Here is a 14747-nt window from a genome sequence, read left to right on the forward strand (position 1 = left end):
GGGGCGGACCGGTCCAGGGTGGCGAGGGCAGGGCACGGGTGAGCGGAGGTTTGGGTGCAGGAGATCAACTTCCCGGACGACGTCCGGAGGATGCTCTGGATCCTCATCGGCGAAATGCCGTTGGAGGCACGGGAGAACCTCGCGTACGACAGCCGTGAGTTGTACCTGAGGTTCGGCCGCGGCATCCGGGACCTCCAGGACGAGATCCAGCTCTCCATCTCCGAGGCCGCCACCTCCCTGCCGGACGACGTGGCCGACCCGTACGTGCGGGCGTTGTCGCTGCTCACCAACGACGGGGGAGTGAACCACCTCAACGCGATGGTCGACAAGCTGGACGACATCGCCCGGGGGCAGATCGACCACTCGATGAGCATCCAGCAGGCGAAGTGGGAGATCATCGCCGAGATCATCGCCCTTCTCGTCGAACTCGCCCTGCTGGCCGCCCTGGCCGTGATCACCGGTGGCACGTCCGTCTCCCAGATGATGCTGGCGAGGGCGCGGAGCCGGCTGGCCGTCCTGCTCATCGTGGACCGGCTGCTGCGCATGACCCACCTCGCGCCCACCCTCACCAGCGCCATCGAGGAGGCGCTCCAGGTCCTCGCCGTCCGACTCGCACAGATCGCCCTGAACCCGCGCGACCGCAGGCCCGACGGGATCGACTGGGAGGACGTGGGGAAGGGAGCCGCGTTCGGAGCGCTCGCCGGCGGGTTCGCCGGTGTCCTCGGCGGAGCGTTCGACCACGCCGGGAAGTGGTTCAAGAACACCTTCGACTCCTTCGACGACTTCGCGAGGAAGAACCCCTCCACAATCAGATTCCTCGACGGCGTCAACGACCTCGCCGAGGCGTTCCTCGTCGGCGCGATCAGCGAGTCCGCGGCCGAGGTCCTGGTCAAGGGAGCGTTCGAGGGCGTCTGGGAATTCAAGTGGGAGACGTTCGTCGGATCCGGCACCAGCTCGATGTTCGAGGTGATGGCGGACGGAGCCCTCGGCGGCGGCGGTCTGTGGCTGCACAAGTGGTTGACCGACTCCCGCGACTTCACCGACCTCAACGACGTCGACTTCCCGGGCGGTCCGGACAGCCGTGGTCCCGGCGGCTCAGACGGTCCACCGCGTTCCGCGCCCGCCCCCACGGCGAACCCGACCCCGGTCCCCGCGCCCGTACCGCCTGCCCTGCCGGCGGCGACGGTGGGCGACCACGCCTCGCTCGGCGTCCGGCCGTCCACCGCGCCCACCCCACAGCCGTCCCCCCGGGCCCCGTTCCCGATGGCGCCGACCACGCTCCTCGCCCCCAGCCCGGTCACCGCGCCCGGCGGCCCGGGTCCCGACGGGTTCACCGGCCCGGAGCCACGCACCTCCGCCCCCGACCCGAGGCCTTCCGCCGTCGACCCGCTCCCGCACGTCGCCGGCCCGAACCCCACACCCTCCCCGGTGATCGGGCGGACGCCCGGTCCTGTCGGACTCGGTACCTCACCGCACGACGTCCTGGCCGATCCGTCCGACGCGTCCGACGGCCTTCTCGTCCGGGACGGTGGCCCGGAACGCACCGTGCCCTCCCCCTCCGGGCCCGCGGCCGGCGGCACCGTGCCCCCTCCGGCCACGGCCGCCCCGGGGACCGGTGGCCGTCCGCTCCCGGTCGCCGCCGGACCGGGCGGTACGCCCGACGACGCGACGCGGACCGTACCCGTGGACGCGGACGCGGACCCGGACGTCCACGCGGCCACGGGCCCCGACCCGGACGCGGCCACCGGCACGGGTACCGGTACGGACAAGGGCATCGGCACGGGCACGGACAGGGGCGTCGGCACGAGTGCGGGGGCGCGGTCCGGCGGACAGGTACGACCCGGCGACGTCGAGGCCGGTGGTACGCCCGACGACAGGGGCGGCGAGGGGGCGACACACCCCGCACCGCCCCCGCAGAGCGCCGCACCCCGCCCGACGGCCTCCGGCGGTGCCGCCGACCCGCCGACCCGGGTCCGCCAGTCCTCGGCGGAGACGTCCACCGTGCCCGACGAGGCGTCCCCGGCCGGGGAGAGCGCCCAGCCCCCGGTCACCGCCCCGGACACCCCCGCGTCGGCCGCCCCGCACGGCGGCCCCGCCCCGCGGACCGGGAACCCCGTCTGGGAGGCGGCGCGAGCCGCCGTGCCGCCCGTCACCCGCGAGTACACGTGGACCGACGACGCGCCCGTCGCCGCCGATCCGTCGCGGCCCGGCGGGAGCGTCCCGCGCACCGTGCGGGCGGCGTTCGACGTGCGCCGGGTCGAGCACGACGGCGCCTGGGTCACCGACCTCACCGTCAGGGTCGAGACCGGGCCCGACGGCATGCCCGAGGACGCCTGGGACCGTGTCCGCACGGGCGTCGAGGAGTACTTCAACGCGCCGGGCCACCGGCTGCCTGGCGGCGACCTGCTCCAGGTGACCGTCGAACAGATGGCGGGCCCCGCGCACCCGGACGACCGCACCGTCACCCCGGCGGAACGCGACGGGGAGACGAACCGCACCCCGTGGTGGACCGGCGCGGACCCGACCGACCACGCCGTACGCATCGCCCGACAACTCGGCCTGCACGGCGACATCCCGGCCGGCCCGGCCGGCGACCACATCCGGCCCCTCCCGTCGGGGCCGCCCCGCGAAGGACTGCGCGGCCGTGACCTGAACCTGCTCGCCTCCCTCGTCGACGCCCCCGCCGTACCGGACGCGGACACCGGTTCCGTACCCGCTGCCCCGGCGCCGGTGCGTACGGTCGGCGGCCCACCCGGCACCGCGACGCAGGCCCCCCCGCACCCGGTTCCCGACACCACGAGCGGGCCCCCGGAACCGGAACCGGCGCCGGGGGAAGCCGCGCCGCTCCCGACCGGGACGGGTCCCGGCGATACGCCGCGCCCCGCCGTCGTGTCCGCCTCCATCGAGCGGGACGGGGGCGGTGAGGGCCCGCCGTCCACCGAGGAGGAAGCGACGGCGGCGGTACCCGTACGGTTCGGGCAGTGGAGCCATCGGCGCGCGTCCGCTCCGGCGTCCTCCCTGCACCTGGAACGGTTCGACCCCGCGAGCGACCCGCTCGACGAGAGGCGTGCCCCGGGCACCCTGCACGGCCTCACCACACTGGTCCGTGCCCGGGTCCGACGCGTCCAGGCCGACGACGGGCGCTGGGTGCGCGATGTCGCCCTGCACCTGCCGGTCCGGTTCGGGCCCGGCTTCGACCCCGCCGGGCTGCCCGCCTTCCGGCAGCGGATGCGCACGCTCCTCGCCGTCCACGTCAACCACGGCCTGCGGCTGCCGGGTTCGGGCGACCAACTGCACGTGGACCTGGTGCTGACCCACGCCCCGGAGCACGCCGAGGCGGTGGAACTCAGCCGCGCCGACGAGCCGACGGGCAGCGACCAACTGCACATCCGGTTGGGTGCCGGGCCCGGGCGCGACGACGCCGTGGCACTGCACGAGATCCTGCACTACACGGGGATGCGTGACCGGGGACGCGACCCCGAGTCGTTGTTCCGCCGGCTCCTCGCCGCCGATCCCACCGGGGTGATGGCCGACACCGGCGGGATCCCCACGACCGGAGCCGTCACCGAAGCCGACCTGCGCACCCTGGAGTCGGCCCTCGACTCCGGCCCCGCGGTGCGCGACCACCCGCTCACGGCGGGCACCCCCGCAGTCGGCGCCACCACCCCGGGGACCGGATCTCCGGACGCGGACCCGCTGCCCCCGGACGAGCACGACGGCCGCTGGGAGTCCGCCCGGGCCCCGCGCGACTGGAGCGCGCCCCTCTCCACGTACGCCACCACCTACGGCACCGGGTACGACGGGAACGTCGGCCTCGTCCACGTCGAACCGCTGTCCGACGCCGTGGTGGAGGGGCTGCACCGGCAGATCCTCACCCGCCTGGGCGTTCCCGCCGGCGCCCCCCACGACCATCCGGTACGGGTCCAGCTCCGGGAGCGCGCCAACGCCGTCGAGCTGGCACGGCAGTTGCCGTACCTGCGCAGCACCGGCAGGCGGATCACCGTCACGCACGAGGGCCGGGAGCGCACCGTGGACGTCCGGCTCGGCCTGCGGGACCCCGCCCGGTCCCGACGGTACGGCGAGCACGGCGTCGAGGATCCCGAGGGCCGTGTGGAGCGTCGCGGCCAGGGCAGCTCCGAGTCCTCGGTGGCCCAGAACTCCGGGAACGTCCGCACGGTGCCGGTCACCTGGTCCGGTTCGTTCACCGTCGGGCGGGCGGGACCGGTCAGCCGGGTGGACGCCGCACTGGCGGTCACACTGACCCACAACCAGTTCTCCACGAGCAGCACCGTCACGTCCGCGGTGCAGACGATGACCGCGCAGCGCAGCAACGAACTGTCCCAGCCCGTGGAGTTCGTCTCGGAGTGGCAGCTCCGGGTCGACCGGCCGGCAGCCGCCGGACCGGGGAGCGGGAACGCCGACTGGGGGGACGGCGAGCGGCACGGCCCGGTCACCGTCTGGTTCCCCCAGCACCTGGCCGCGGAACCGAACGGACCGATGCCGCCGCCCGCAGCCCTCGACGACCTGCCGGTCTGGGGCGTGGACACCGTCATGCAACCCGCCCGACTGCTCTCCGAGGTCCACCACGCCTTCCGCGACGACCTGTCGGACCTGTCGGACGCCTCCGCGGAGGAACTGGAGGCGTTCCTGTCCGAGCCGGTGCTGCGCGGCACCCTTCCCCTCCAGCGGGGCGGCGGCCTGTACTCGCCGATCCTGCTGAACGACCGGGGCAAGGCCATCGGCGTCCTCAAGCTGACCACCGTGGTCGAACCCGACCCGGCCCCCACCCACCGCTCGATCGACGGCAAGATCAACCTCGAGGCACACGTCTCCGAGATCGTGAAGATGGACAGCTCCGTCAAACACACCAGCGGTGTCGCGGTCGACGGCAGCGTCGCCCCCGTCTTCACGTCCGACACGCAGCAGGGTCACCCCGCGGCCTCCACGCGCGCCCAGGGCGCCATCGCCTTCAAGGGCGGCGGGAAATGGCAGACCAACTCCTCGCTCTCGGCCGGCGGTTCCGCCACCCTCGCGCACGCCGTACGCACGAACCGCAGCCATCTGCTCACCCCGGCGCGGGTCACCTACCGGGTCACCCTCGTGCGCGCTCGCGGCGGAAGCACCACGCACCGGGCCGGCCCCTGGGACGGGGGCCTGCGGATGCGCGTGCTCACCGCTGCCGACGCGCAGGGCCAGGAGCACCCCATCGGCAAGGGGACGCGGCAGCTCCCCGACGACCTGGAGAACCTCGCGTCGATCGGCCTGTCCGCGGCCCCGCTGGCGGTCACCGGCGCCGAGCCGATGTTCCGGCGGGCCGAGGCATGGCTGCGGGAGGAGGGGTTCCTGCCGCCCATCCAACGCCCGCGCACTCCTTACGTGGAGGACGAGGAGAGGGCGCAGGCCCAGCTCGCCAACCTGCGCCGCTTCGAACAGGCCCGCTCCGAAGTGGGCCTGCGCGCCTCGGCCGACGCGCTCCTCGACGGCGGCAAGCCGTTCTGGATGGAGCTGCCGTCGCGTACCGGCGGCACCCGCCGCGTCCAACTGCGCCTGAGCGCCACCCGCGACCCGGCCGGCCACACCCGCCACCGCCGTACTCTGCCGGGCATCCAGGTCATGGGCATCTCCTCGGTCGGCGTCCCCGGCAACGAGTCCAGGGGGCGCGCCCACGGCTGGCAGGTCGGCATCGGGGGAGGCCCGTCCGGTCCGGTCGGCGATCCCGACGAGGCTCCGTGGACGCTCGCCGGCGCCGGCGACTACACGTACGGCCGGCAGGGCGCCGACACCCTCGCGGCCGGCTCCGGGAACAGCCAGGACCAGTTCTTCATCGGCAGCGGCCAGGACGCCGAGGTCTTCGAGGTGCCCGCGCTGCTGGCGCTGGACCTGTACGAGGGCGACGCCCGGCCGAAGAAGCGCTTCGCCGATGCCGGTGACCCGCCCGGCGCCCGCCCGCGTCCGCCCGACGAGGAACGGCCGCCCGTCCACACCGTCCCGGGGCGGCTCACCCTCGCCGTCCCGCACCACCGCACCCAGCCGGCCGGCGCCGCACGCCAGGCGCCCGCGGCCCCCCGGGTACGTGCCGTCAACGCTGCGGACCGGACCCGCCTGGCCCTGACGGACCCGACCGGAAACCCCGTGCCGAACGTGGTCCGCCTGCCCGACGACGCGATCATGGACGGGCTCCAGGGCTCGGCCGCCCTCGTCGACGCCTTCGACCGGATCGTGACCGGAACCCACCCCGGCCATGCCCCCAAGGGCGCCCTCCACAAGGCGTGGGACGCCACCGCCGGCTTCCTGACGGATCTGGCGAACAAGGCCGGCGGCCTCGTCGACAACCTCGACGGGGCCGACCCCACCGACGAGAGCACTCCGTTCAGGGAGGCGCTGCGCGCCGGGCTCGGCACCGCCAACCTGCTCGCCCGTTCCCACCAGATCTTCAAGGGCGGCTACGTCATCGAGGGTCTGACCCTGCCCGGCCTCGGCGCCGACCACGAGTTCTCCGTCGAACTCCAGGGCTACCTGCACGACCCGGAGAACCCGAACAGCGCGACCCAGTACCTGGAGACGGACGTCGGCGCCACCGACACCGTCGCGCACCAGAGCGCCGGCAGCACCACCCACCAGTTCGCCGGGGCCTTCACCGCCGCTCAGCGGCCCGCTCCGGCTCCCCACGCCGCCCAGGGCGGCGCGGGGAAGTCGGCCCGCGCGGCGAAGAGCGACGGTCCGGCGCCGGAACCGGCCACGCTGTTCAACCCCTCGGGTCGCCAGGCCCTCACCCGCCGCACCGACACGAGCAAGACCGTCACCTCCTCCACCGGGGTGACGCGCACGCCCACCGAGGGCGGCATGCAGCACCGCCTTCGCACCGGTGCGACGATCCTCGTCACCGTGCGTCACGGCCGGCGCAACCTGGTCGGCAACACCCTGGGCATCACCGGCACCGATCCCGTCACCCTCGCCGTCGAGATCCCGCGCGGCGCGCAGTTCCTCATGAGCGACACCCAACTGAGCCGGGACACGGAGTGGTTCGGGGGCGTCGCCTCGTTGACTCCGACCCCGCGTCCCGCCGCCGACCTGCCCCTGCCGGATCGTTTCGCCCGGACCGGGGAGCCCGGGTTCGCCGGCATCCTCTCGGTCCGGCAGTTCGCACCGGCGGCGCACGCGACCGCGCCGAGCACGACCGCCGGGGGCACGGGCGTCCAGAACACGGGCGCCCAGAACACGACCGCCCAGAACACGGGCGCCGCGAACACGAGTGCCGCGAACACGGGCGCCGCGCCGCCCGTTCCGTCCGCGAGCGGCCCCGTGGAGCGGCGCGACGCGCTGCGGACCGAACTGACCCGGCTGGTCGAGCAGGAGGCCCCCGGCTCCACCAGCCCCGGCCACTCCGCGTACCTGTCCGGCGTCCGCACCCGGATCGCCGACCTGACCACGTCCACCGCCCTGCGCGCCCTGCCCGCTCGCGGACCCGGCCACGCCCAGCGCTTCCACTTCCTGCACGTCGCCAAGGGAGGCGCCCGGCTCGTCGAGGTGTCGCTCCACGCCAGGCCCCGGCAGGACACCGCCGGACTGCGCACCGTGCGCGGCCGGCGTGCCGGGGCGGGCGCCGGCCAGGAGCAGGTACACGTCCACGCCCCGTCGAACACCTCCGTCGGCACCACCACGACCCGCCAGAGCGCCACCACCTTCACCCCCAACGCCCGCTACCCGCGCCCCGCCGACGACACCCGCACCGACCGCACCGGCCCCGCCCTGACCTACACCACCAGCAGTTCCGACACGGCCAGGAACTCCTCGACGGACGAGGACCGCCATTGGATGCGCACCGACAACGCGGCGGACTTCGAGGTGGAGTACGAGTACACGGCCTCCGTCCGCTCCGAACTGGTCACCGAATGGCCGCTCAACATCCCCGGCGGCATGGTCGAGGCCGGCGTGATCGGCTGGTTCGACGAGAACACCGGCTGGATCGAGTGGGCCCGGCGCATCCTGTTCGGCCGGCCCGAACGCACCGCCACCGTGCCCGCCCTGGTCACCCTGCGCTTCACCGGCAGCGAGGCAGTCGACCCGCCGGCGCCCGCGAACCCGCTGGCGCCGGGCGTGTCGGCCCTCGACCCGAGGACCGCCGGCGCGCCGGCGGCCGCGGGTGGCCGCCGTATCGGCGCCGGGCAGCGCGTCGTGCCGACCGGCCCGGCCCCCGTGTTCCACTTCAACGCCTACCGAGAACTCTCCCGGGCCCTCGCCGAGGTCGCGCCGGACCTCGCGCCGGGCCTCACCTCGACCTCCCTCTCCGAGTCCGCCGAGGCGGCGGCCGTACGCATCGGGGAACTGATCCAGGCCGAGCACGTCAGCGTGGACCTGCCCCGCGGCGCCGGCATCACCTCCTCCATGCCCGGCGCGTATCCGGCGGAGCGGGACACCGATGCCCAGCCGGGCCTGCGGATCGAGGTCCGCAACCCCCGACGGATCACCGATGCCGGAGACGTCACCCTGGACCGGCTGCGGCTGCCCGGTACCACTGCGTCGACCGCCCTCACGGTCGGGGGCGCCTCGAACACCGTCCTGCAGACCGCCCACACCGCCGATTCGCTCGACCCCGGCCACCTGTTCGGCGTCGGCCTCCCCGTGCTCGGCCGGCAGCCCCCGACCCAGGGGCCCGGTTCCGCCGTCACCGCGAGCCGCCGCGAATGGTTCAAGCTGGGCGGCACCGCCCTGTCGGCCGACGGCGGACGCGGCACCCGCAGTCACGAGACCATGGTCGACGTCCTGATCACCGTCACCGGGCCGGGCGGCACCCGGTACGTCACCGGCAGCGCCGAGATGCGCCTGACCGAACGCGACGTGCTCGGCCACGGCATCACCGACGCCCGCACCGACCCTCAGGTGTACGACCTCCGGTCGATGCTCGCCGGGCAGTCCGCGGCCGACCTCCGCGACTGGACGGGGCACCCCCTCGGCGACCTGCCCGCAGCGCTGGCCGGCGTACTCGACCTGAACGAGGACGCCGCGCAGATCTGGCTCGCCCCCGGCCCCGACCCGGACGGCTCGCTCCTCGCGCGCGCCCTCTACGCGGCCTCCCGTACCGCCGTACTGGCCGCCCGGCCGGTGGAACTCGTCCTGCGGACGGACGAAGGGCTCCAGCACTGGGTGTTCGCCGAGGACGGCTCCCTGGCGAGCACCGACGCGGCCACCGTCACCGCCTGGAACTCCCTGGCCGACACCATCACCGAGCACAGCGACGCCCTGCACGGGCAGGCCGCGGCCCGACGCCGGGAGAGCGACCGGCGCGCCCCGCGGGCCGCCGCCCTCACCGCCCTCGACGGAGCCGTGAAGGCACTCGCCACCGAGGAGGCCGGCCACCGACGGGCCGTCGGGGAACTGCGGGACGCGGTCAAGGCCCACACCAGGGCCCGGACCGCTCTGACCGACGGGAAGAACGCCGAGGTCCGCCTGAACGGCCGGGTGCGCAGGACGGAGAAGGACATCACCGCCGTGGAACGGCGGATCGCCGCCACCGAGCGCGACGAGCGGGCCCGGTCGGTCGAGGCACGTACCGCCGCCGCCGAACTGCGCCACATGGCCCGCCGGACGAAGGCGCCCGGGCCGCCGCTCAGCGTCGCTGCCGTGCGGGCCCGTGAACAGGGCGCGCGGACCGACCTGGCCCGGATCCGGGCGCGGCAGGCCCGGCTGCGCACCCGGCTGGGCCGGCTCGGGACCGATCTGGCGACGGCCCGTACCGACGCGCAGGACGCCGGCCGGCGCCTGCCCGGCCTCACGGCCGCCGTGACGGCCACCCGTGCCGGCGAGGACGACCGCCGTACCGCCCTCGGCCGGGCCGACGACCGCCGGAACACGGCCGAAGGGGAGCGCGACCGGCGGCGCAAGAGCCTCGACGCCATCGACCTGGTCATCGCTGCCGCACGGAAGGAGCAGATCCTTCAGGCCGGCATCCAGACCACCGCGGCTCGGCGCCTGCCCCGCCTCGCCCGTACGCTCGGCGCGGCCCGCCGCACCGCCGGCGAGGGCCTGGTCGACGTCCCGCTGTCCTCCGTGATGGCGAACCCCGCCCGCGGCCCGCGCACCGCCCTGGCCACCCGCTCCACGGCCACCCCCGCGACACGGACCGCCACGGCGGCCTCCACGAAGCAGCCGCACGGGAAGACCGCGGTGAAGCCTCCGCCCCCGTCCACGCCCAAGGGAACGGTCGGCGGCACCGGCACCGGCACCGGCACGGGTGTCGGCACCGCGCCGGCCACCCCGGCCGCGCAGGGGCAGTCGTCGCGCCGCCGACCCGTCGGCGGCCCGCTCCGTACCGTCGCCAACGGCGAGTGCCTGCTGTACGCGTTCCTCGCCGGCGCGCCCCGACTGGTGCGCGACCGGCTGCCCGGTCTGGCCGCCAACGACCCGGCGGTCTTCGCCTGGCTCTCGAACACCGCCGGAGTCCGCGCCGACCTGCACGCCCAGGCCACCGCACTGTCGTACACGGGCACACTGCCCGCGCACCATCCGTCGCAGGCGGCCGTGGCCGCCCTGCGCACCACCATCGCGCACCACGTTCAACAATCCGCCGGTGGAACGCCGCTGCCCGACCAGGTCGTACTCCAACTCCGCGCCTCCATCGCCGATGAGTTCGCCCGCCACCTGAGGGCCCCGGGCACCACCCGGGCCGACCTGGCGGCGCTCGCCCTGCGGCACGGCGTCGGCAACACCACCGCCCTGACCGACGGCGAACTGCGGGACGAACTCGCGGTCGCCTACCGGATGAGCACCGCGCCGCTCGACGCCGCCGAACTCCAGGGGCTGTTGAACGCGGTGCGTACCTGGGAGAACAGCTGGGCCTCCGACCACGGGGACGCGTTCCTGATGCTGACGGCACACGTCCTCGGGGTCGCCGTCGACGTCGCCCAGCCCGAGTGGGACGGCGGCCCGTCGAGCGTCTTCGACCGCTACGGGCCCCAGGGCGCCCCCGTGGTCGAGGTTCACTACTCGCCCGGACGCCGCCACTACCGGGGCAGCGACGCGATCCCCGCCACCGCCCCCGGCAGCACACCGGCCCCGGCGCCGAACCCCTTGTCCGTCCCGGCTCCCGGCGCAGACGACGTGCTGATCGCCCACGCCCGGGCGGCGGGGATCGAGGGCCTCGACATCGACGAGGCGCTCCTGTCGGCATTGAAGTCCGCGGAGGTGACCGGCCTGCTGGACCGCGACCGACCGGTCCCGTTGTCGGAGCTCACCGACGCGGGGGTGGTGCTCACCGCGGGACAGAACGCCCAAGCCGTATTGCTCGGAGGCTCGTTGACGGTCGAGGAGCTGGGCTTGACGCCGCTTCAGCACCTGCGGTGGCTGCTGAGCGGCCCTGCGGGGGAGGCGCCGCCGGCGGCGGTGTGGGAGGTCGTGGCGCGGGCCCTGGGGATCCAGGGCACGGCCGCCCCGGCCGGCGGGTCCGTCGGCGGCGCCGGCACCGGCGGAGGCACGCCCGTGAACTCCGGCGACCCGGCGTACGTGGTCACAGGAGACGCGTCATGACGAACCCGCACCCGCGCCCCGTGGCATCGATGACGGTCGAATCCTTCACTTCGCCGTCAACCGCCGTACGCACGAGTAGCGTTGACTCGAACTGCCGGTCGATTGCCGTCCGGCCGGCCAGGATCGGAACGATGACGACAGCGATGACGAGGGTCAGCCACGAAGGCCGCGCGGCTACGACGGACGGGGACCGCCGGTGATGCTCTGGAACCGACGCAGGGACGAGCCCGCCTCGCAGGACGTTCCCTCCGGGGAGGGCGCCGCCGGGGGAGGAGGCTTCCTGGTCGAGGAGTACGACCGGGTCGTGCTGCTCCGCCGGCCGTCCGACGAGCTGCTCGGGCCGGAGGAGATCGCCGATCTGGTCCGGTGCGCCGAGTCGGACGACCCCGGTACGGTCACCGTGGTCGCCGGCGCCGACGAGGAGTCCGCCCCCGCGCTGTGGCCACGGCTCGGCGACCTCCTCGACTCGGTGTGCGACGAAGGTGCCACCGTCGTGCGCCTGGTCATGTCCGGCTCCGGCGACGGCCGGCCGGGCGAGAGCCGGTCGGTGGCCCAACGCATATCCGATGCATGGGAGTTGGAGGTAGTGGCCCCGGACGGCACGGTGCTCTGCGTCCCCGGCGGCGGTCTCTTCGTCCACGGACCGCCCGGCGGGGAAGCCGGCGGGGAGCGCGGGTGGTGGCGCTTCCGCCCGGGTGTCGCCCCCGTGCCGCTGGGGCCGCGCCAGCCCGTGCCCGTCTGGCAACCCGTCCGCCTGCCGTCCCGCACCCGCGGCGGTCGCGTCGTCGAGGAGATCCCCGCAGGTGTTCTCATCCGTTCCGGCGACGGCCCGGCGCCCCGGCCCGGCGACCTCTGCTACGCGGTACCGATGGACGGCCGAGGCCCGCTGCTGGTGCTCGGGGTGCCGGACGGCGACGACATCGACACCGAGGACGTCTCCGACGTCGTCGCCTCCTTACCCGACGCGGCGAGGGCCGCGCTGCGGGTGGCACCCGGCGGCCGACGGGACGTGCTGCGCGCCGGTCAGGCCGCAGCCGACCTCGTCGGCGCCGGCGTCGTCGTCCACAGCGGGCTCCCGCTGATCGTCGACTCGGGCACGGGGCCGGACGAGACCGTGCGGTCCCTGCTCATCGGCCGCGACGGGGCTCCGCGCTGGCAGCCCTTCGTCGACTCGGTGCTCTGCGCCCCCGGTGCTCCGGAGCCGAGCCTGCTGCGCTGGAGCCCACCACTGCCGGACCGGGAGCCGGCCGAACACGGGGTCGTGCACCTCTCCGACCGCTGGCAGGTCTCCGTGAGCCGGGCGGGCCTGCTGGTCGGCGCCCGGGACGACGGCCCGCGGCCCGTGGCGGCGCGTCCGGTGGACGCGGACGGTCCGGCGATCGAGGTGGGACGCCCCGGGGAGGAACTGGACACCTCGCTCTGGCCGGCCCTGTCCGAACTGCTCGACGGGCTGGAGCCCGATCTGCGCAGCAGAGCCCGACTCCACGTGCACGGAAAGGCCCTGGACGGCGGCCGTGAACTGCGGCGCCTGGCCGTCCTGCACGGTGTCCGCAGCGTGCGCTTCGCGACCTTCGGCCGCCCCGCCGAAGGCGCGGCCCGCCCCGGCGGGGTGCTGCGTGCCGAGCCCGCCGCCGGGCCGTCGACCGCCGTCCCGGGGCCGATCGTCCCCACCACGGCCGGACCACCCGTCACGGCGCCGACCGGCCCGACCACCGGGACGGCCGCCCCCGCCCCCCGGGTGCTCCGTCCGGCACGGGAGTCGCGGGAAGCGGAGCCCGAGTCCTCACCCCCGAGTCGGAACCCGAGTCCGGTCGCGGGTCCGCGGGCGATCCCGGACCCGGCGCCGCTCCCGGCCGCCGGCCCGGCGCGGGGGGCGGAAGTCGAGCCGACCCACCCGGAGCCCGTCGTGACGGCCACCGTCACCACCACCGCGACCCTCACGGATCCGGGTGCGGGCTCCTCCGGGCAAGGATCCCGTGTTCCCGAGAGCGCTCCCGCCCCGACCGCCGCCTCGACCGCCGCGGCGAGCGGTGACCCGGCCGTCGCGGGTGCCGGTCCGTCGGCGCCGGCCGGCGCGGTGGCCGCCTCCGCCCCGAGCCGTGTCCGGTCTGCCGGGGCATCGGTCGGCGCCGTGCCGCGTACCGTTCCCTCGCCCGTGTCACCCGTGTCGCCCGTCGCCGCCCCGCCTGCGGCTTCCTCCGGTTCCCGTCCCATCCCCGACCCGGCCCCCGCGGCCTCTCCCGTCACCGGGCCGGCGAGCACGCGGTCCGGGGCCCTGCCCGGTGCGCCGGACGCCCCGCTGCCCGGGCGCGCCGATCCGCCGGTGGGACTCGCTCCCACGCGCCCGTCGGCGCCGCCGCGCGGATCACTGCCCCCGGTACCCGTCCTGCCGGAGCACCACAGCACCGACGCCGAACGGGCGGCGTTCCGGACGCTCGCCGACACGGCCTGGGAACGCCATGCGGCCGCCGTGGCCCGTACGTTGACCCGGCTGCCCGCGCTGCGGGGCGCGGAACAAGTGGCCGCCCGCGCCGACCTGGTCGCCCTGCTGCTCTACCTCGGACCCCCGGACGGCCCCTTCGGCCATCGGGAGCTGGACCGGGCCTTGCGCGCCGGGGGCGGACGACTCCTCCCGTACGCGGCCTGCGTCGCGTCTGCGCTGCGGCGGCTGCCGTCCTTCCGGGGCGCGGCGCTGCGGGGCGCGCCCCCCGCCACGGGTCTCGGCGCGGGAGCCGACACGCGTCCAGGGGCCGAACTGCCGTGGCCCGGGACCGTACTGCGCGAACCGTCGGCCGTGAGCGCCCTGCCGTGCGGCGGGACGGGCCAGGAGATCGGGGGCGCCAGGTTCGCGATCTGGTCGGTGACCGGCCGTCGAGTACGGCAGCTCTTCGGTGCGGCGGGCTCCTCCGCCGCGCACGACGAGATCGTCTTCGCCCCGGGCACCGCCTTTCGCGTGCTCGACGTGCGGACGGACGGCTCCGACCCGCTCGTCCTGCTGCGTCAACTGTCCACCCCGGCGACCGCCCCACCCGCCCGGTACGCGGAACCGGACGCCGAGGACCGTGCGGTGCTCGCACGTCTCGACGAGGCGCTGCGCGCACGCACCGCAGCCCCGGCCGGATTGCCCTGGCCCGAGCGTTGCGCGGGCCCGCTGGGGGGAGCCGGGCCGGACACCGACTGACCATCCACCCGGCCGCGCCCTGTCGCGGTCCTCCGCGAGACCA

Annotated in this window: 2 protein-coding genes; both read left to right on the top strand. The window is 75.5% G+C overall.

Features of this window, described 5'->3' with window-relative positions; genetic code table 11:
* Positions 1-54: 54 nt before the first annotated feature.
* Positions 55-11523, top strand: coding sequence for a hypothetical protein (locus ACQEVM_RS14425; protein ID WP_433078621.1), 11469 nt, complete (start codon positions 55-57; stop codon positions 11521-11523).
* Between the two features lie 199 nt (positions 11524-11722).
* Entirely contained in the window at positions 11723-14704 is a 2982-nt protein-coding gene (locus ACQEVM_RS14430; RefSeq protein WP_433078623.1) for a hypothetical protein, read from the top strand.
* The last annotated feature ends 43 nt before the right edge of the window (positions 14705-14747 follow it).

This window comes from Streptomyces sp. CA-243310, from assembly GCF_050936775.1.
Lineage (GTDB): Bacteria > Actinomycetota > Actinomycetes > Streptomycetales > Streptomycetaceae > Streptomyces.

What these genes read in the sequence shown, in the direction of transcription:
- ACQEVM_RS14430 (WP_433078623.1), top strand. Translation starts at nt 11,723, where the DNA reads ATGCTCTGGAACCGACGCAGGGACGAGCCCGCCTCGCAGGACGTTCCC.